This is a genomic window from Colwellia sp. BRX8-9 (assembly GCF_014077245.1).
Taxonomy (GTDB): domain Bacteria; phylum Pseudomonadota; class Gammaproteobacteria; order Enterobacterales; family Alteromonadaceae; genus Colwellia_A.
This window is the reverse complement of sequence record NZ_JACGVN010000018.1, coordinates 21,852-41,982: the sequence shown is the minus strand read 5'-3', so window position 1 is coordinate 41,982 and position 20,131 is coordinate 21,852. Positions and strand designations below refer to the sequence as shown.

Sequence of the window (20,131 nt, the reverse complement as noted above, 5' to 3'; positions counted from 1 at the left end):
ATTAATTGTTCATTTATAGAGCAGGAAATTGCTGAAGGGTAACATTCTGACCAAAAAGTACTGACATCAATTTGGCTTGTTGCTGAGATACCTTAGAGCTAAAAAAGTGTTGTTGTGAAATAGATTGAGTACTTGCCAATAATCCTTGGTTTGCCAGTTGCCGAGTAAGTTGATCCGTTACGGGCTGAGCGGTTTCCATGATGGTAATTTTATCACCAACAATTCTTTGTATAAGCGAACGAACAAAGGGGTAATGTGTACAACCTAAGACTAAGGTATCTATATTACTTTGCACAAGAGGTTGCAAAAAAGTATGCAGTATTTCAAGGCACTGTTCACTTTCATGAAGGCCTTGCTCGATAAGCTCCACTAAGCCAGGGCATGGCTGAATATAAATTTCAGCGCCATTTTTATGCTTATTCACTAAAGACAGAAACCGAGTATTTATTGCGGTTGCCCCTGTTACTAACAAAGCTACCTTCTTTGTTTTACTGTGCAACGCAGCGGGTTTTATCGCTGGTTCAACGCCAATAATTGGAATTGAAACCCTCAAACGCAGTTGATCGATAGCGCTAACTGTTGCGGTATTACAGGCAACAACAATGGCTTTTACCTGTTGGCTAATCAACCAGTCAGCAATTTTATTTACCCGTTCAATAATTTCTGCTGACGACTTATCGCCATAAGGTGCAAATTGACTATCAGCCACATAAATAAGATTTTCATTGGGTAAATGCTGATGGATACACTTAGCAATCGACAAACCACCAATGCCAGAGTCAAAAATACCGATCGCTGGTGTGTCAGCATAAACTTGCCCTTGTGGTTTTTTTGATTTGTTGGCTAGATGATTTTGGGTCATGTTGTCTATTGTTATTAACTAACTGATAAAATTCGTCTTTGTTATATTGATTTTTTAGATAAAAGTAAAGCGCACTAGTCATTATTTACTAAGTATGTAGCGTTTACTGCACTTGCCACTTATTTCTCAGTTTGTCTAAAGTGCCATTTTTCTCTATTATTTTATAAGCGTTGGTATATTTAGTGACAATCTTTTTATCGCTATTTAGACTAAAAGCAAAATATAAGTCATGATTAACGACTGAGAGAGGTATAATTTTTTTTAGTCTACTTACCTCTAAATTTAATTTACTCGCTCGCGCCACTAAGGTGCTCTTTGTTCCCGTTATAAAATCAACTCTATTAAGGTAGAGCATCTGTAAGCTTTGCTCTGGTGAAACGACAGTATAAATAAAGGGGTAGTCTTCTTGCTGAAAATATTGAGCGGTACTTGACGAATTAGTGACCGCCAATTTATATTTTTTAAGTTGCTCTATATCAGTGATTGGTGTTTTAAATTTTTCTTGCAAACACCAAGCATAAATATCTTCTCTCATTAATTTACCGCCCCAAATAAATAGATTTTCTCGAACTTTGGTGCGAGATAGTGAAAAGATAAGAGTATTGGGTTGGTTAAGTGCGGTTTTATAAGCTCTAGCCCAAGGGAATACTTGTAAATCAATTTCATCACCGGTAATTTTGAATATTTCCTGCATGACTTCTACGGAGAATCCACTTAGCGCAGTATTCTCTTGATAGAATTGGTAGGGCGGTAATATCTCAGTAACAACAAGTTGCTTAGCGATACTTGATGAAGTATTCAGCATTAGCAACAGCATTACACAGAGGTATTTTATAGGCATATAAACAAGTAACCTAATTAATAACAATAAGTCTATTAAGTATATAGTAAGTTAGCCTTTTATTCTTTATTTCAGCTGTAACATTATAAATAATATTTGATAAATAAGATGTTATTAGATGCTGCGCGGGGGTATCAGGTTTAAGCCTAATATGTTTAAACCTACTATGTCTAATATGATTTTAAAAAGGATGCTTCCAAGGTGCCGCAGTCGACTTTAGTCCTGAACACCGGGTGTTGTTAGGTGCTGCGCGGGGGTATCAGGTTTAAGCCTAATATGTTTAAACCTACTATGTCTAATATGATTTTAAAAAGGATGCTTCCAAGGTGCCGCAGTCGACTTTAGTCCTGAATACTGGGTGTTGTTAGGTGCTGCGCGGAGGTATCAGGTCTAAGCCTAATATGTTTAAACCTACTATGTCTAATATGATTTTAAAAAGGATGCTTCCAAGGTGCCGCAGTCGACTTTAGTCCTGAACACTGGGTGTTGTTAGGTGCTGCGCGGAGGTATCAGGTCTAAGCCTAATATGTCTAAACCTATTATGTCTAATATGAATTTAAAAAGGATGCTTCCAAGGTGCCGCAGTCGACTTTAGTCCTGAACACCGGGTGTTCAGGGCGGAGGTATCATTTCAACCGTAGGCTTCCCGATACGAGCCGGGCTTGCACAATAGTTAATAATCAACTTCCTTAGTTAAAACTTATCGGCTCAGGGACATAGTTAACATACAAACACCCCAGAAGACGAAATTAGTATAGCTAATTTTTCAAAGCGATTTAAGTGTTTTTTTGTAACTTAAGTTTGTTTGTTTTTTTAGTGAACAGAGGTTGCTGAAAAATCAGGCTTTCTTGAGGTATTCGGAAATTACAGCTTGTTTGATAGTCGCTTGTAGTAAATCAATTTTACTTTGCATCGCAGCACGTTCATCGATAATTTCTTTACGAGCAGCTAATAAATCATTAGATAAGTTAAGTGCAGTCATTACTAGTGATTGTTCAGGTGTCTTTATAGAACAAGTTTTACTGTCTATTAGCAAACGTTGGTTTAACTCTTCAGCGGCTAATAGTAAAGACGACTCTTGCCCGCTAGGACATGAAATCTTCAGTCTTCTATTAGCAACTTCAATGGTAACCGAGTGTTGACTCATAACAGGCTTATTCTCACAAAAACATCTTAATTAATAGTAATATATACATATCTGAGCACTATAGCGATGAGCAGTACACTATGCAAGCGTTCTCTAGGGTTTTCTCCTTTTAATCTCTAGCATCATAAAAGCGTGAATGTTACGATACCTTGCATTAACTCACGCATTTTATTGATGATTAAAACATGTCCAACGAAACCTCTTTAGACTTTGCCTCAGTGCAAGCAATTCTTACAACAGAAAGTATTACCGTCCATGGCGCTGAATTACATGGGGTATTAACTGGCTTAGTTTGTGCCGGTTTTACCTTTGAAAGTGAGGACTATATCGTGATGATTAATGACTTGTTTAACAACGGCGAAGGTTTACCTCGTGCCGTTAAGTCGTTGGTCAAATCAATGTTTGCAAAAGTTTGGCATGACATTATTGATGACTCTTATGGTTTTCAATTAACGTTACCAGATGATGACGATAGTATAGTTGAACGTGGCCATGCCTTAAGTGTTTGGGTACAAGGCTTCAATTTAGGATTCGGCCTACAACAAAAAAACAAAGCGGTATTATCAGAAGACGTTAAAGAAGTCCTTATTGATTTTGCTGAAATCTCTAATTTGTCTGACGAAATGGAAGAAGACGAAGATACCGAGCAAGCCTATTTTGAAATAGCTGAATATGTCAGAATTTCTGCTTTATTGTGTTTTACTGAGCTCGGCTCACCGCCAGAAAGTAAAAGCGCAGAAGATACTGTCCACTAAAAAAAGATCAAGTCATGAATACATCAACTTTAGTTAAAAATACTTTATTACCTTTGGCCGAATTCATCCAACGTCGTGCTCAATTTTTTGCTTCGATGCCAGAAAATTCTATTGCGATATTTTCCGCTGCACAAGAAGTCACGCGTAGCAACGATACCGAATATGCTTTTTGCCAAGATAAAAGTTTTTATTATCTAACGGGATATAACGAACCTGATGCTGTTTTAGTGCTGATTAAATCTGCTGATAAGGGAGAAGAAAATCAACAAAGTATTTTATTTAACCTTGAGAAAAATGCCCTTCAAGAAGTCTGGCACGGTAGGCGAGTAGGACAAACGTTAGCGGTAGAGCATTATGGTGTAGATGAATGTTTTCCACTAACCGAAATAGATCAATACCTCCCTGATTATATTGCGGATAAAAGTCACTTGTTGTTTTGCCAAGGAAAAAGTACCCGCTTAGATAGCCAAATATATGCATGGTTGTCAGCGGTTAAAGCGCAAAGCCGCCTTGGCGTAAAAGCACCGACACTACTGGTTGATTGTCGAAATATTATTGAAGAAATGCGTTTAATCAAAAGTGCTGGCGAACTCGATATTATGCGTCAAGTAAATATTATTAGCGGCGCGGCTCATGCCAGAGCGATGAAACAGTCAGCGATTGGTAAATTTGAATACCAATTAGAAGCGGAAATATTGCATGAATTTGCCAGTAATGGTGCAAGGCACCCAGCTTATGGCAGTATCGTTGCTTGTGGTGATAATGGCAATATTTTACATTACACTAACAATGATGACGTACTGAAAAATAATGAATTGGTGTTGATTGACGCCGGTGGTGAACTTAGCGGCTATGCGGCTGACATTACTCGCACCTTTCCTGCAAATGGCAAGTTCACATTAGCACAACGAGAAGTCTATCAACTGGTGCTAGATGCACAGAACTTAGCGATTGATGCAATAAAGCCACACGCAACCTTTGCCGAGCTTAATGTTTTAGTGAATAACTTCCTAACTTCAGGTTTACATCGTTTAGGTATATTGTCTGGGAATTTAGCTCTGTTAATCGAGGACAAAGCCTGTAAAAAGTATTTTATTCATGGTTTAGGGCACTGGTTGGGTTTAGATGTTCATGACGTTGGTGATTATCAGTCAAATGATAAACGCGAGCAATGTCGAGCGTTTGAACAAGGTATGGTGATGACCATAGAGCCGGGCATTTATATTCCACTTGATGATTATAGTGTTGATAAAAAATGGCGCGGTATAGCAATAAGAATTGAAGATAATATAGCAGTAACTGATCAAGGTCATGAAAACTTAACGGTAAATGCGCCAAAATTAATTGCTGAAATTGAACAACTAATGACTGCGAATAATTAACTGACTTTTTATCGTCAATTCACATTGCCATATGAACTTGTCATCATAGATTTACGTATTTAAATTCAGGCAGCAATCATTAATCAATGTTTTATTTCACAGTTCAATGATTAATTGGCAATGAACTTAGCATTTCACTTTAACGCTTTATCTTAAGCGACTGTATTAAATAGCTAAAAAAAGTAACTATGAAAAAAGAATTCGATATCGTAATTTCTGGTGGTGGTTTATCTGGTGCATTAATGGCACTGAGTTTGATCGACTGCAAAAAACAACAGGGTCAGCCACTGTCTATTGCCATTGTTGAAGCTAATCCGGTATTAGAAGATCCAAGATTAACTTTTGATGATCGTGTGTTAGCGCTTTCACATGGCACAGCAACCTATTTAGAACGTTTAGGCGTTTGGCAACAATTAAAGCATCTAGCCGAGCCCATTAAAAATATTCATATCTCTGATCGAGGCTTCTACGGTAAAGCTCGACTTTATGCTGAGCATCATCAAGTTAATGCACTTGGCTTTGTTGTTGAAATGTCATTGCTTGGGCAAGCATTATTAAGCAGTTTAAAAGAGAAAAACAAAATAACAGGTAATATCACTTGGTTCACTCCCGATAAAATAACCGATATTACTTGGCAAAAAGAGCAGGTTGAACTGACGCTTAAATCAACAGCAAAGCTTAGCGCGAAATTACTATTAGCCTGTGATGGTGTTCATTCAGCCTGTCGAAAATTTGCTAACATTGCTGTGCAAGAGTCTCACTACGGTCAATCGGCACTTATTACCAATGTAAGTACGGCGATTGCCCACAACAATTTGGCTTTTGAACGTTTTACTGATACTGGTCCTATTGCGATGTTACCACTGTCAAAACAGGGGAGCGCAACAAGTGATAGTCGTTGTTCTTTGGTATGGACATTACCGCCTGAACAAGCAGATAAAATGCTAGCACTTAGCGATAAACAATTCCAAGATGAACTTGAAAATGCTTTTGGTAGTTGGCTTGGCGCAATAACCCAAGTGGGTAAGCGCGATGTTTATTCGCTTAAATTATTAATGGCAGATGAACAGGTTTTTCATCGGATGGCACTTATTGGTAATGCTTCTCACACTATTCATCCTATTGCCGGACAAGGTTTTAATTTGGGTGTAAGAGATGTTAAGCAAATGGTGGAGCTGATCAAAGTAGCCTTAAATAACAATCAAGACATTGGACAATTTTCTCTGTTAAGTCATTATGCCTCGCAACGAAAGTTAGATCATCAGCAAGTCATTGGTTTAACCGATTCGTTAGTGACACTTTTTTCAAATAAATTGCCCCCTTTAGTTATAGGGCGTAATGTTGGTTTGAAAGTCATGAATTATTTATCACCATTAAAAAGTCGCCTCGTTAGAAAAACGATGGGTTATTAAGGGTGAAACCAAGGTAACTAAAAATACCCAGTTAACCTAACGTAAAGCCATTTTAAAATTAAGAAGAATAACATGCAAAAATTTGATGTATTAATTGTTGGCGGCGGCATGGTGGGCTTAACCTTAGCTTTAGCGCTACGTCAGCAAACACAGTTAACCGTTGCTATTGTTGACACTTCTCCTCCGGATGAATTATCAGAACAGCCTGATGTTCGAGTTAGTGCGCTTAATGTCGCCAGTAAACAAATTTTTGATAATCTTGATGTTTGGCCATTAATTCAACAAAAACGTATTCAAGCTTATACTGATATGCATGTTTGGGATAAAGCTGGCTTTGGCAAGTTACTTTTTTCTTGTGACGATTTAGCCGATACCTCAGCCAATGAACAGCTAGGTTGGATCGTTGAAAATAGCGTTATACGTCAGAGCCTTTGGCAAAAAGCAAAAGCAGATCAAGGTATAATTTTTTATACTGAGAATACCTTAAGTAATATAAGTATTGGTGAAAGTGAGGCTTTTGTTAGTTTTACATCAACTAACGGCAACCCTATGCCAATAACCGCTAAATTAGTGGTTGGTGCTGATGGCGCAAATTCTTGGGTTAGACGTCAAATGGCGTTCCCTTTAACTTTTCGTGATTATGATCATCACGCTATTGTTGCTACGGTAAAATGCTCACAAGGACACCAAAATACCGCATGGCAAGTTTTTCTAGAAACTGGCCCTCTAGCGCTACTACCACTTAACGACGCTCTTGGAACGCAAGACTTATGCTCGATTGTTTGGTCTACATCCCCCGAAGATGCAATTCGTTTAAATGGCTTAACCCCAGCAGAGTTTTCAAAAGCGTTAACGGCAGCAAGTGATGGAAAATTAGGGAATATTGAACTACAGAGTAAACGTTTTACTCATCCGCTAACTATGCGTATCGCCCAAAGCTTTGTTCAAGAGCGTATTGCTTTGGTTGGTGACGCTGCTCATACCATTCATCCATTAGCAGGCCAGGGCGTTAATTTAGGTTTACTTGACGCGGTATCATTGGCGCAAATTATTAATGACAAGATAACCCAACAAAAATCCCCTAATGATGCTTGGTTAACCACTCGTTTGTTAAATGAATATTCGCGTTGGCGTAAAGCCGAAGCAACCGAAATGGTTGCAGCAATGGAGTCAATTAAACAAGTGTTTACGCCTCAACAAGGCGCTATAAAATTGTTGAGAGGTCTAGGTTTGTCTTTAATTAATAACTTAAAGCCCGTTAAGCAAGTCTTAATTAAACAAGCATTGGGTTTGAAAAGTAATTTACCTAAACTTGCAAAACTCAAAGACAAGTTATTTTAAAATTAACGTTGCTTTGAGCATTTAAGCAAACGCTTTTGACATGACCGTAAGAGCTTGTAATAACGTTTGCTCTGTTTTATAAAACTTATCTAATGATTGTCTTTTAAGTGTATGGTTAATCGATGAAAAATAATTTTATAAACGTCCTAATATTCCTCCTTCCTTTTGATATTATTAGCTTTTAAATTAATAAGTTTTCCTGAAAAAAAATGTCAGTAAAAAACACAAAATAAAAACCCAAGATTCTATTTTTTTACGAAGTAAAACTGATTATAATTTTCAAAACATGTGGTTTTAAAAATTAAATTTGGATTAAAATATTTATCTGGTTTAAAATTTGTATTATTGACTGTTTTCTTTGTTTTTAGTTGAATAGGTTGCTTTGCGCGGCTATAATCTGGCCAATTATTTTGTAAATATACTACCTTTAAGCTTGGCTTAATGGTGAATTCAACAATTAAAGTGGAATACATACGATGACTAATAAAACCGTATTACATGCTAAGCATATTGAAGCTGGCGCAAAACTAGTTGATTTTCACGGCTGGGAAATGCCAATTAACTACGGCTCGCAAATAGAAGAGCATAATGCTGTTCGAACTGATGCCGGCATGTTTGATGTTTCACACATGACCATTGTTGATATTAAAGGTGTTGATGCCAAAGCATATTTACGCCGTTTAGTGATCAACGATGTTGCAAAATTAGCCGTTGAAGGTAAAGCCCTTTATACCGGTATGCTCAATCACGAAGGTGGTGTTATTGATGATTTGATCATTTATTTCTTCACTGAAACTTATTATCGTTTGGTTGTTAATTCAGCAACGCGCGTAAAAGATTTAGCGTGGATGAATGAACAATCGGCTGGTTTCGACATTACAATTACCGAACGTCCTGAATTTGGCATGATTGCCGTGCAAGGTCCTCAAGCTAAAGCTAAAGTAGCTTCACTATTAACACCAGAGCAAACTCAAGCTGTTGAAGGTATGAAGCCATTCTTTGGTGTTCAAGCTGGCGATTTATTCATTGCCACCACAGGTTATACCGGTGAAGATGGTTATGAAATAGTGGTTCCAGAAGACCAAGCAGCAGATTTATGGCAAAAACTACTCGACGCAGGTGTTGCACCTTGTGGTCTAGGCGCTCGTGATACCTTGCGCTTAGAAGCGGGCATGAATCTTTATGGTTTAGATATGGACGAAACTGTTTCGCCATTAGCGGCTAACATGGCATGGACCATTAGCTGGGAACCAACAGATCGTAACTTTATTGGCCGTGAAGTATTAACTGCCCAAAAAGCGGCTGGCGACCAACCTAAACTTGTTGGTTTAGTCTTTGAAGAAAAAGGCGTATTACGCACTGGCTTAAAAGTGATTACGCCATTTGGTGAAGGTATTATTACCTCAGGTACATTCTCGCCAACATTAGGTCATAGTATTGCTATGGCTCGTGTTCCTCGCAGCGTAAGCTTAGGCGACACTGTTGAAGTAGAGATGCGTAAAAAATTAGTTAACGTTAAAGTGATCAAAGCTGGCTTTGTTCGCAATGGCAAAAAAGTTTTTTAATTAATTTTTAATCATAAAAATTTGTTTTAAAAGCAAGTAGAATGACAATGTTGGTCGAGGGTAAATCTATTTACGCTTGTCCAATATAGAAGAATAATTAAGCTATAGTATTTAATTGTTAGCCAATAGCGACAATTGAAATTGAGTTTACGATAAACAATAATTAACCTCAGGAAAATAAAAAATGAGCAACATTCCTTCAGAACTAAAATATGCAACATCACACGAATGGGTACGTCAAGAAGGTAACGGCGTAGTTACAGTTGGTATCACTGAACATGCACAAGACTTATTAGGTGACATGGTATTTGTTGAATTACCTGATGTTGATGACGAAATCAGTACTGGTGACGACGTTGCAGTAGCAGAATCTGTAAAAGCAGCTTCAGACATCTACGCACCCGTTTCAGGTAAAGTTATTGAAGTAAATGAAGACTTAGAAGATTCTCCTGAATTAGTTAACTCAGACGCTTTTGGCGCTGGTTGGTTATTCAAGGTTCAGTTAGCTGATGAAGCAGAGTTAGATGCTTTATTAGATGCTGAAGGTTACGCGAATTCTATTGACGAAGACTAATTTCGGGCACATTTAGCTTTTATGCTGCGTTGCTTTTGATACTCGTCTAATCTCACTTGCTTAATAGCCTTTAGCTAAAGGCTATTAAGCTTATAAGACTGATAACTTTAGCGCCTTACCAAAAGCTAGCTGTTTACGAAATCTGTTATTAAGCCTCCAACTGCTTGTTTGGGGCTTTATTTTAGTTACGCCGTAACTAAAGACCCAGTAAATTAATTACCCACTTAAGAGAAGCTGTTTTATGACTACTCAATCAAAATCACTTGCTTATTTAGAGCAAACTCAAGACTTTATTCGTCGTCACATTGGCCCTAATGCCGAACAAACTCAAGCGATGTTAAAAGACATTGGCGCAGAGTCGGTTGACGCACTTATCAATGAAATCGTACCAAGTGATATTCGTTTATCAGCATTGCCTGCGATTGAAGAAAGTAAAACAGAAGCGCAAGCCTTAAGTGATTTAAAAGCGGTTGCAAGCTTGAACAAAGTAAACGACACCTACATTGGTTTAGGTTACTACGGCACATTAACACCGAACGTAATTTTGCGTAACGTGTTAGAAAATCCAGGCTGGTACACGGCTTACACGCCTTACCAACCAGAAATTGCTCAAGGTCGTTTAGAATCATTATTAAACTACCAGCAAATGTGTATCGACCTTACTGGTCTTGAACTAGCTTCTGCTTCATTATTAGATGAAGGAACTGCGGCTGCTGAAGCCATGGCATTAGCAAAACGTGTTTCTAAAAACAAAAAATCAAACTTGTTCTTTATCTCAAGTGATGTTTATCCACAAACTATCGACGTTGTTAAACAACGTGCAGAAATGTTTGATTTTGACGTTATCGTTGCTCCTGCTCATGAAGCCGCTGACCATGATGTTTTTGGTGCTTTGCTACAATACCCAAGTGCATCGGGTGAAATTACAGACATTAGTGAGTTAATTGAAAAAATTCACGCAAACAAAGGTATTGTTGCGGTTGCCGCAGATATCATGAGTTTAGTGATGTTAAAAGCACCGGGTGAATTAGGTGCCGATGCCGTTATTGGTTCAAGCCAACGTTTTGGTGTTCCAATGGGCTACGGCGGACCACACGCTGCATTTTTTACTACCTCTGAGAAATACAAACGTTCATTGCCTGGTCGTATTATTGGTGTTTCTAAAGATACCCGTGGTAACGCTGCATTGCGTATGGCAATGCAAACTCGCGAACAACATATTCGTCGAGAAAAAGCTAACTCAAACATTTGTACTGCCCAAGTACTCTTAGCTAACATGGCGGCGTTTTACGCGGTCTATCATGGTCCAAAGGGCTTGAAAATCATTGCTAATCGTATTCATCGTTTCGCAGATATTTTATGCTTAGGTACAGCCACAAAAGGCTTAACAGCTATTCATGCTAACTACTTTGACACCTTAACGTTCAATTTAGATAATAAAGAAGAAATCGTTGCACGCGCATTAGCCGCAGGTGTTAACTTCCGCACTGATGTTGTGGGTCAAATTAGTATTTCTCTAGATGAAACAACGACTCGTACTGATATTGCTGGTTTATTCGATATATTATTAGGCGCAGGCCATGGTTTAGACGTTAGCGACCTTGACGACAAAATAGTCAGTAGCGGTCATTCTTCAATTCCTGCAGCATTAGTACGTGAATCTGAAATATTGACTCACCCGGTATTCAATTCATACCACAGCGAAACAGAAATGCTTCGTTATATCAAAAGATTAGAAAACAAAGATTTAGCATTGAACCATTCAATGATTTCTTTGGGTTCTTGTACGATGAAGTTAAATGCAACAGCACAAATGATCCCAGTATCATGGCCTGAATTCGCTAACATGCACCCATTTGCACCCATTGACCAAGCTCAAGGTTATAAGCAAATGATTGACGAGTTAGGCGATTGGTTAGTTGAACTAACGGGTTACGACAACATTTCAATGCAACCTAACTCTGGTGCTCAAGGCGAGTATGCGGGTTTAATCGCGATTGTTAAATATCATGAAAGTCGTGGTGATGCACATCGTAATATTTGTTTAATTCCATCTTCTGCCCACGGTACAAACCCTGCGTCTGCGCAAATGGTTGGTATGAAAGTTGTTGTTGTTGCTTGTGATAAAGAAGGTAACGTTGACATGAACGACCTGCGTACTAAAGCAAGCGAAATGGCCGACAATCTTGCCTGTATTATGATCACATACCCGTCAACGCACGGTGTATATGAAACAACAGTAGCAGAAATTTGTAACATCGTTCACGAACATGGCGGTCAAGTTTATCTTGACGGTGCAAACATGAACGCACAAGTAGGCGTAACGTCGCCAGGCTATATTGGTGCTGACGTTTCTCACCTAAACTTGCATAAAACGTTTGCTATTCCACACGGTGGCGGTGGCCCAGGTATGGGACCTATCGGCGTTAAAGCACACCTTGCACCATTTTTGCCTGATCATGCATTAATTAACGTTAATGAAAGTACTAAAGGTAATGGAGCCGTTGCAGCAGCACCATTTGGTAGTGCGGGTATTTTATGTATCTCTTACCTTTACTGTGCAATGCTAGGTAAGCAGGGCGTAACAGATGCGACTAAATATGCTATTACTAATGCTAATTATTTAGCTAAAAAGTTAAGCCAACATTACCCACTTTTATACGCAGGAAAAAATGGTCGTGTTGCTCATGAATGTATTATCGATTTACGTCCACTTAAAGCCACATCAGGTATTAGTGAAGTTGATATAGCAAAACGCTTAATTGATTATGGTTTTCATGCACCTACGATGTCGTTCCCAGTAGCGGGTACTTTCATGATTGAACCTACAGAATCTGAGTCAAAAGTTGAACTTGACCGTTTTGTTGAAGCCATGGTTTCTATTCGCGACGAAGTACGTAAAGTTGAATCGGGTGAATGGTCAAGTGACGACAATCCATTACATAATGCTCCTCATACGTTAGCGGATATTACTGATACTTGGGAACGTGGTTATTCTATTAAAGAAGCTGTATTCCCAGTTCCTGCTGCAGCCAAAAATAAATTTTGGCCAACAGTTAATCGCATCGATGATGTATACGGAGACCGTAACTTAATTTGTTCATGTCCTCCAATTGAAAGCTATCAAGACTAGTTTTTTGATGTCATCTGTTAATTAAGTTTGTGAAAGTTTAATTAAGTTTGAAAAATTAATTGAGTTTGTGAAACTTAAAAAGGCGAATCAGCAATGATTCGCCTTTTTGGTTTATTACGGTTAGAAAAGTGAGCCGATATCGGCTTTCTTGTAATTCAGCACTAGTCAACTGCAACCAACAGGTTTTATTGAAGATAAAATTTAATGTTGAATTGAACTAATTTCCCAGTTTTACGTATTTAATCTTAATAAAAAATGAAAACAGTGATAAACACTGTTTTATAAGACCTCAAGGAAACTCTATGAAATTACTTTTCGCACTTCTTGTTCCACTGATTTTGGCCGGTTGCTCCGTGTTTGGAGAAAGTGGAGTTGAAAACGCGCCTTATACACTATTGAAATCTGATCAGGTACAGAAAATTGAAGTGCGTAACTATGAATCGTTAGTGCTAGTGTCCTCCGACATGTCAGCCGACGGAATGAACGGTGCTTTCAGGAATCTGTTCAGATATATTACTGGTGAGAATGAAGGCTCCACAGAAATAGCCATGACAGCACCTGTACTGATGGATGAATCAGAGGCAGTATCTAAGGGGACCAAAATCACTATGACCGCTCCGGTGTTTATGAAAGAGCGATCAGAACAACAAGTAATGTCATTTGTAATGCCTGCCGACTTTACAATACAAAGTACCCCTAAGCCAACCAATCCAGACGTATGGATAACAGAAGTAAAGGATTACAAAGTCGTGGTGATAAAGTTCAGCGGGCTGCTCAGTGATAGTAATGTTGAAACACAAACCCAAATCCTTAATAACTGGATTGCGAAAAACGGCTATACCGCAGTTAGCGAGCCTATTAACGCAGCCTACAATGGTCCTTTCACTATCCCATGGCTTCGCCACAACGAAGTGTTAATTGAAGTAAAATAGCCCAAAATGCATTACTATTGGTTGCTGTAAATGCCAGTTAAGGTATCTATTTTCCCTCTGACTGGCTTGTTGCTGTGCAAGACGAAACATTTAAATGTTTGCTTTTTCGAATAGTATTCACTGACAAAATAGTCACAAAATCTCTTAATAGCCCCCCATAATAACTTATGCAGTTTTTGTTCGAGACGCTTATTCCTTCCTAATAGGCCACCCATAATAACTTATGCAGGTTTCGTTCAATAAACTAGACTTAAGTTATCTTTATTCAGTCGGGTGATTGTTATGCCTAAGCCTCGTTCACAACAAATTAGTTTATTGGATACACCTTATTATCACATTTGCAGTCGAACGGTACGCAAGGCTTTTTTGTGTGGCGTAGATAAGCAGACGGGTATTAGTTTTGAGCATCGACGCAGATGGATTGAAAAGCGATTATTTACATTATCTCAGGTATTTTCGATAGATATCTGTGCTTATGCTGTCATGCATAATCATTTACATATTGTCTTGCATGTCGATAGTGAGCCAATAGAGCGCTGGTCAACCGATGAGGTATTGCAACGTTGGCATCAATTATTCAAAGGGACCTTATTAACTCAAAAATATTTGAACAAACAACCGCTTGATAAGTTTCAATTAGCGACGGTTGAAAGTACGGCTGAGATATATAAGCAGCGTTTAATTGATATCAGTTGGTTTATGCGCTCATTGAACGAGCCGATAGCCCGACAAGCTAACCGAGAAGACCAATGTACCGGACACTTTTGGGAAGGGCGCTTTAAATCACAAGCACTGCTTGATGAAGGGGCGTTACTGTCGTGTATGGCATATGTTGATTTAAACCCTATACGAGCAGGTATTGCGGTTACCCCAGAACAGTCTGACTTCACCAGTATTCAACGACGCATTAAAGCGGCTATAACCGGTGAGCAACCGACCTGTTTATTACCTTTTATGGGTAATGAACCCCATCAAGAATCAACTGGCGCGGGTATTTATTTTAGCTTACATGATTACTTAACTCTGGTTGATGAAACAGGACGCCTCCTGCGTGATGATAAACGAGGCGCCATCGACACTACTAGCGCAACTATCCTCGCGAGGTTACACATCAATGATGAAAGTTGGCTAAAGCTTACGACGGATTTTGAAACTATCTTCACAGGTGCTGTTGGTTCTGCTGAGCATTTATGTGAATTTAGTGAGCATGTTGGTTTGCAGCGAACACATGGTATAGCCAATGCTCAGGCCTGCTTGAATAGCGCATAACGCTTTTATGAATAAGACGTAACCTTACTACTATTTTAGAGTGGTGGGTTTAACTCGGCTATCATTTGATGTTTTAAGAAAGTAGTTGCGATAAAGGACTATAGAAACTCGCTTTACCTTATCAATAGGTATTGTTATAAGCTAAAAAGACAAGAAATGGCTTATCATCATTATTTATTGTTATTATGGGTGGCATAGTAATTTAAACATTACTTCAAATTTTGCTTAAATGGCTATACACAAATACAATTAAGTTAATATTGTTCACATATATAAAAGATTCTTTATTAAGGCCGTCAATTAATGTTAAACACACCGAGCATGGAAATTAATAGTCATCTGGCTAATCGATTACTATTAGTGTTTATAATATTTTCTACTCCGGCCTTAATTAGCTCTCTTCTTAGAATTTCTAATATTGGTTTCCAGCCCATAATGGGCATTCAAATTAGTATGTACTTTATTTCAGCAGCTATATTTTTTTTTCGTAAGCAAGTCTTCTACAAATTTAAAGCTTATTTCATTACTAGTTGTTTTCTATTATTAGCAATTGGCGGCATGATTCAATTTGGCTTATTTGGTGCGGGGATATTACTGATGATTATGTACACTGCTTTATGCAGTCTACTTTTTGATCGTATTTCGGCATTAATTAGTATTGCCGTTGGATTTATCATTATTACGTCTATTGGTATTGCTTATATTAACGGTCATCTCACTTATATAGTCAATGCTGATGAGTATCACACTTCTGTTAATGCATGGTTACTCATGTTGGGTACCACTATTTTTGTCGCGACAAATTTATATATTGTGCTGACATTTATGTCTTCTCAGTATCAACAATCATTAACTGAGTTAGATAAACAAGTTAAATTAAGAACAAAGGCTTACGAAGCTGAAAAAATTAAAGCAGAAGAAGCTAGTGAAATAAAATCGCAGTTTCTAGCTAATATGTCTCATGAAATAAGAACCCCTATGAATGGTGTTTTGGGGGTGATGCAGTTATTGCGTTTAGAACATCCCAACGAAAAACAAAACACCCTGATCGACACCGCCATTTTTTCAGCCAAAAATTTATTAAGAATTTTGAATGATATTTTAGATTTTTCAAAAATCGAAGCAAATAAATTAGATATTGAAAATATCGAATTTGAACTACAGCCTATTCTAGATTCAATCAACTCAAACGTAGAGTTAGATATAGATATGAAAGGTATATCGCTCAATTTCATCAATAAAACCAGTAAAAATACGTTGTGGACAGGTGACCCTACTCGTTTTTATCAGGTATTACTTAATCTTGTAACCAATGCAACTAAGTTTACTGATACTGGCGCCATTAATGTTTATATTACTCAAAAGAGCATCAATGGAGTGTCATACCTAACTTCAGAAGTGGTTGATACAGGTATAGGTATGAGCACAGAAGAAATCAACAATCTTTTCCAAAACTTTAGCCAAGCAGATGCATCGATCACTAGGAAGTTTGGTGGAACTGGGTTAGGTCTATCAATTGCAAAACGCTTAGCAACATTAATGGGAGGTAACTTAACGGTCACCAGTAAAAAAGGGGAAGGGTCAACATTCATTTTTACAATTAAATCTAAATCTAGATCTATTATCTCACCTTTAGTGGCAGCTAAAAATCCAAAAATTATCAGTAACGACTTAGCACCAGACTGGTCAAATAAAAGAATATTAATTGCAGAAGATAATAGAATTAATCAAAAAATAATTTGTGCCATGTTAAAGCCGACTCATGCATTATTACACTGTGTAAATAATGGTAGAGAAGCCGTAAACTTAGCCTTTAATTTTTCCCCTGATATCGTGTTGATGGATATTCAAATGCCAGAGATGGATGGCGTTACAGCAAGTAATGAACTCAGGAATAAGCAATTTAATAAGCCCATAATTGCATTCACCGCAAACGTAATGAAAGGTGATGTAGAACACTACCTAGCAAACGGAATGAATGACTGTATCCCTAAGCCTGTAGATATGAATCTATTATATCGAACCATTTCAAAGTTCTTACAAAGTGACCAAAGGAGTTAATCTAGATACAAGTAGGTACAAGAAAAAATAACGCATTAAGTTATTTTACGCACAGCGTGAGCCTTTAGGTCGTTGACCTCATATTAGACAATCTGATTGAAATAGATAAATTGATTAACTCCGATTAGTTTTACTCCACAAAATAAACATAATACCTATTTAAGTGTGCAAAGAACTTGGCCATTATTATGGGTGGCATAGTTAATCGCAATTATTATCATGGGTGGCATAGTTAAATTATTATGGGTGGCAGAGTTAATCATGGGTGGCATAGTTACTCATCTTATGGGTGGCATAGTTACTCATCTTATGGGTGGCATAGTTAATCCCACTACCCAGCGAGCCGAGTATTTACCTCATCACGATAACGCCGTGATAACTTCAGTTGACGCCCATTATTTAGCGTTAATAAAAAATCACCTGTTTCTAACGCGATAATTTCTTTAACTAAGTCCAAATTTACCATTGTAGAACGATGAATTCTTACAAATTGATGTGGATCTAACCTTTTTTCCAAATCAGCCATTGTCGTTCTAATTGGATAACAACTCTCACCAATATGCAAATTCATATAGTTGCCTGATGCTTCGACCCAAGTAATATCGCTCACCCTAATAATAAATTCTTTACCTATTTTTTTTACAATTAATCTTTCTACATAAATTGAGCCTTGTGGACCTTCACCAACCTCTATTTCTCTTGCTTCATTATGTAGTCGGCTGATAATGAATCTATAGATATAAAATGTAGCTAAGATTGAAATATAGCTGCCTAAATCCTTGCGATATTCATAAATCAGTTCTACTGACCAGTCTCCAAAATCATAAGTGCTTTGACTGAAATAATAATAAAAGTGTCGTAAAGCTATCATTAGATAAACATGTAATACAGAGAAGACTATAGAAAGCGGAAGGTGTAATAAAAGACTCTGTTTAATTTTACTAATATTAATTGGATGTTTTTTGTCTATATAAAACAGTATAGGAATCAAAATAAAGATTGAAATTTGGCTAGAAAATTCCCAAACAAATGGCTGCCATCGCTCAATAGACAACCCTCGGCGCTGATAATCGTCAAGGACTGAGAAGCTATTGACCAGTGCGGTAATCGTACCAATAAGTAACCAATATGATACTTCAAGCTGTTTTTGATACTTTTCATATAACGGGTGTAGCAAATTAAAAATTCCTTAAAAGTGATGCGTAAAATCTTATCACATCAGCTTGCCTCTTATCACAAAAACAGTAGATTCAATTACTTAGGTGTTGATGAGTTTACTGTGAATTGATTAAATAGACTTCTTAAAATCGCAAAGGCTGACTTATGAACATAAATTTAGAGAGCAATAATAACCGACGATTCGATATAGATCACCTTAGAGTTTTTGCGTTTGGACTATTAATTTTATATCACACATGCATGCTTTATGTTGCTGGGTGGGAGTGGCATATCAAAAGTAATTACCAAAGCAATTTTTTGGCAAACCTTATGCTAGTGGTTCAACCATGGCGTATGGCATTAATATGGATGATTTCAGGTATTGCATCTTATTTTCTCCTGCAAAAACTATCCATAGGTAATTTCTTAACAAGTAGAACCATACGTTTATTACTACCTTTAACCTTTGGTATTCTATTTATAGTACCGCCACAACTGTATTTTGAAATGAAATTTAATGGCGATATGGAATTAACTTTCTGGCAATTTTGGCAAATCTTTTTCGATTTAGACAACCCCATTTTTGATAAATATAAATCGGGAATATTGCCACATATCGATGTTAATCATTTATGGTATTTAAGAGAGTTATGGGCTTTTACTTTGGTGCTGATAGTTCTTCAACCCTTACTGTATTTACCTGTAATATCAAAAGCGGTTAAAAAGTATAGCGATGCAGTTGGCCAGTACAGTGTGTTAATTATCCCTTTGCTTATACTGTTTGCACTTGACTATTTTGTTTTTAAACAACTCGAAGGTGATAGATTACGCCAGGCCACAGGCTTTACCTTCTTTATTACGGGTTTCTTAATTGCAAATCAGAAAGGCTGGTGGTTAGCAATGCAGAAAGTAAGAAAGCTAGCATTAGGGCTTGCTGCTATTAGTTATATGCTTCTTATTTATCGCTATCAAACTATTTATTTGGATGAAAGTGTTGCTATAAATAGTCAAATGGAAATTATTTTTAGTTTAGCGTCAGCAGCGAATAAGTGGTTGTGGTTAGTGAGTATATTTGGCTATGCCTATACTTACCTAAATAAAGAAAACAAGGTGATTCAATACCTTAATCCTGCGGTATATCCCGTATATATTTTACATCAAACGTTGATTATCTGTATTGGTTCATTACTCAGCCCATTCGAGCTTGGCGGAGCTGTAGAAGCAGTGCTGGTTTTGGTAGGAACATTATCTATATGTGTTATTAGTTATGAAGCTATTCGTCGGCTACCATTGTTAAAGCCATTTTTTGGCTTAACTATTTCAAGGAAAGATATGCCATCGGTGAGTCGTGTGTTTTTTAAAGCTAAAGTCTATCGAAGTGTGGGCATCTTGATTGTTTTACCTATAGCTATTCCCATATTTGGTTGGTTCTTTTATCTTTATTAACGATTAATCTGTATTTACATTCTCGTCATGGAGGTGAGAGCTAATATCTACTAATGAAACTATCGCTCATATATCTATAGTATGCGTGAACGTCGAATCAGAGAGTTTTTTCATAAGCACAAGAAAAAATGTTTTACTCCATACCTATTTATGAAGACAAACCCGATAATATTATTGGGTTTGTTATTTGAGCCGACTTGAGAAGATATTTTAGAAACGTTAATTGGTTATAAAATAATTGCCTTCCCATTTT

Annotated in this window: 15 protein-coding genes and 1 other RNA gene; 11 read left to right on the top strand and 5 right to left on the bottom strand. The window is 37.5% G+C overall.

The genetic code is table 11. The annotated features are described in order from the left end of the window. Positions 1-13: 13 nt before the first annotated feature. The 4 genes from murI to zapA all read right to left on the bottom strand — a co-directional run bounded on the left by murI (position 14) and on the right by zapA (position 2,850). Positions 14-862, bottom strand: a complete 849-nt coding sequence (gene murI, locus H4J70_RS14810; RefSeq protein WP_220465299.1) for a glutamate racemase — start codon at positions 860-862, stop codon at positions 14-16. A gap of 103 nt (positions 863-965) precedes the next feature. After that, positions 966-1,667: an ABC transporter substrate-binding protein gene (locus tag H4J70_RS14805; protein WP_182251341.1), complete on the bottom strand. Its 702-nt coding sequence runs from the start codon at positions 1,665-1,667 to the stop codon at positions 966-968. Positions 1,668-2,267: 600 nt separating this feature from the next. Further along, positions 2,268-2,449, bottom strand: a non-coding RNA gene (gene ssrS, locus H4J70_RS14800) — 6S RNA. Positions 2,450-2,541: 92 nt separating this feature from the next. Beyond that, the gene (gene zapA / locus H4J70_RS14795; protein ID WP_182222197.1) at positions 2,542-2,850 is read right to left on the bottom strand and encodes a cell division protein ZapA; all 309 of its coding nucleotides are present in this window, start codon (positions 2,848-2,850) and stop codon (positions 2,542-2,544) included. Between the two features lie 185 nt (positions 2,851-3,035). On the opposite strand from zapA, the gene H4J70_RS14790 reads away from it, so the two are divergent. From H4J70_RS14790 to H4J70_RS14745, 10 genes are all read left to right on the top strand, one after another. Further along, on the top strand, positions 3,036-3,605 hold the full coding sequence (locus H4J70_RS14790) for a UPF0149 family protein (protein ID WP_070374244.1): 570 nt from the start codon (positions 3,036-3,038) through the stop codon (positions 3,603-3,605). 14 nt (positions 3,606-3,619) lie between these two features. After that, positions 3,620-4,987, top strand: coding sequence for a Xaa-Pro aminopeptidase (gene pepP, locus H4J70_RS14785; RefSeq protein ID WP_182251340.1), 1,368 nt, complete (start codon positions 3,620-3,622; stop codon positions 4,985-4,987). Between the two features lie 188 nt (positions 4,988-5,175). Beyond that, positions 5,176-6,399: a 2-octaprenyl-6-methoxyphenyl hydroxylase gene (gene ubiH, locus H4J70_RS14780; RefSeq protein ID WP_182251339.1), complete on the top strand. Its 1,224-nt coding sequence runs from the start codon at positions 5,176-5,178 to the stop codon at positions 6,397-6,399. A gap of 72 nt (positions 6,400-6,471) precedes the next feature. Then, on the top strand, positions 6,472-7,740 hold the full coding sequence (locus tag H4J70_RS14775) for a UbiH/UbiF/VisC/COQ6 family ubiquinone biosynthesis hydroxylase (protein ID WP_182251338.1): 1,269 nt from the start codon (positions 6,472-6,474) through the stop codon (positions 7,738-7,740). 476 nt (positions 7,741-8,216) lie between these two features. Beyond that, complete coding sequence (gene gcvT / locus H4J70_RS14770; RefSeq protein WP_182251337.1) at positions 8,217-9,305, top strand: glycine cleavage system aminomethyltransferase GcvT; 1,089 nt, start codon at positions 8,217-8,219, stop codon at positions 9,303-9,305. Positions 9,306-9,489: 184 nt separating this feature from the next. Next, positions 9,490-9,879, top strand: a complete 390-nt coding sequence (gene gcvH, locus H4J70_RS14765) for a glycine cleavage system protein GcvH (RefSeq protein ID WP_070374238.1) — start codon at positions 9,490-9,492, stop codon at positions 9,877-9,879. 241 nt (positions 9,880-10,120) lie between these two features. Beyond that, a complete protein-coding gene (gene gcvP, locus H4J70_RS14760; protein ID WP_182251336.1) occupies positions 10,121-13,012 on the top strand; it encodes an aminomethyl-transferring glycine dehydrogenase in 2,892 nt (963 codons plus the stop codon). Between the two features lie 302 nt (positions 13,013-13,314). Further along, positions 13,315-13,944 carry a heme-binding protein gene (locus H4J70_RS14755; protein WP_182242760.1) on the top strand — a complete coding sequence of 210 codons (630 nt, stop codon included), beginning with the start codon at positions 13,315-13,317 and terminating at the stop codon, positions 13,942-13,944. Between the two features lie 282 nt (positions 13,945-14,226). Next, complete coding sequence (locus H4J70_RS14750; RefSeq protein WP_182242758.1) at positions 14,227-15,213, top strand: transposase; 987 nt, start codon at positions 14,227-14,229, stop codon at positions 15,211-15,213. Positions 15,214-15,534: 321 nt separating this feature from the next. After that, positions 15,535-17,274, top strand: a complete 1,740-nt coding sequence (locus H4J70_RS14745; RefSeq protein WP_220470391.1) for an ATP-binding protein — start codon at positions 15,535-15,537, stop codon at positions 17,272-17,274. Positions 17,275-17,605: 331 nt separating this feature from the next. Here H4J70_RS14745 and H4J70_RS14740 read toward each other — a convergent pair whose 3' ends face one another. Then, the gene (locus H4J70_RS14740; RefSeq protein WP_182222205.1) at positions 17,606-18,451 is read right to left on the bottom strand and encodes a LytTR family DNA-binding domain-containing protein; all 846 of its coding nucleotides are present in this window, start codon (positions 18,449-18,451) and stop codon (positions 17,606-17,608) included. Positions 18,452-18,597: 146 nt separating this feature from the next. On the opposite strand from H4J70_RS14740, the gene H4J70_RS14735 reads away from it, so the two are divergent. Then, on the top strand, positions 18,598-19,878 hold the full coding sequence (locus H4J70_RS14735; RefSeq protein ID WP_182251334.1) for an acyltransferase family protein: 1,281 nt from the start codon (positions 18,598-18,600) through the stop codon (positions 19,876-19,878). Positions 19,879-20,131: the final 253 nt, after the last annotated feature.

Bases quoted from the DNA above. Each gene is read 5' to 3' on its own strand.
- murI (WP_220465299.1), bottom strand. From the start codon at position 862: ATGACCCAAAATCATCTAGCCAACAAATCAAAAAAACCACAAGGGCAA.
- H4J70_RS14805 (WP_182251341.1), bottom strand. From the start codon at position 1,667: ATGCTGAATACTTCATCAAGTATCGCTAAGCAACTTGTTGTTACTGAG.
- zapA (WP_182222197.1), bottom strand. From the start codon at position 2,850: ATGAGTCAACACTCGGTTACCATTGAAGTTGCTAATAGAAGACTGAAG.
- H4J70_RS14790 (WP_070374244.1), top strand. From the start codon at position 3,036: ATGTCCAACGAAACCTCTTTAGACTTTGCCTCAGTGCAAGCAATTCTT.
- pepP (WP_182251340.1), top strand. From the start codon at position 3,620: ATGAATACATCAACTTTAGTTAAAAATACTTTATTACCTTTGGCCGAA.
- ubiH (WP_182251339.1), top strand. From the start codon at position 5,176: ATGAAAAAAGAATTCGATATCGTAATTTCTGGTGGTGGTTTATCTGGT.
- H4J70_RS14775 (WP_182251338.1), top strand. From the start codon at position 6,472: ATGCAAAAATTTGATGTATTAATTGTTGGCGGCGGCATGGTGGGCTTA.
- gcvT (WP_182251337.1), top strand. From the start codon at position 8,217: ATGACTAATAAAACCGTATTACATGCTAAGCATATTGAAGCTGGCGCA.
- gcvH (WP_070374238.1), top strand. From the start codon at position 9,490: ATGAGCAACATTCCTTCAGAACTAAAATATGCAACATCACACGAATGG.
- gcvP (WP_182251336.1), top strand. From the start codon at position 10,121: ATGACTACTCAATCAAAATCACTTGCTTATTTAGAGCAAACTCAAGAC.
- H4J70_RS14755 (WP_182242760.1), top strand. From the start codon at position 13,315: ATGAAATTACTTTTCGCACTTCTTGTTCCACTGATTTTGGCCGGTTGC.
- H4J70_RS14750 (WP_182242758.1), top strand. From the start codon at position 14,227: ATGCCTAAGCCTCGTTCACAACAAATTAGTTTATTGGATACACCTTAT.
- H4J70_RS14745 (WP_220470391.1), top strand. From the start codon at position 15,535: ATGGAAATTAATAGTCATCTGGCTAATCGATTACTATTAGTGTTTATA.
- H4J70_RS14735 (WP_182251334.1), top strand. From the start codon at position 18,598: ATGAACATAAATTTAGAGAGCAATAATAACCGACGATTCGATATAGAT.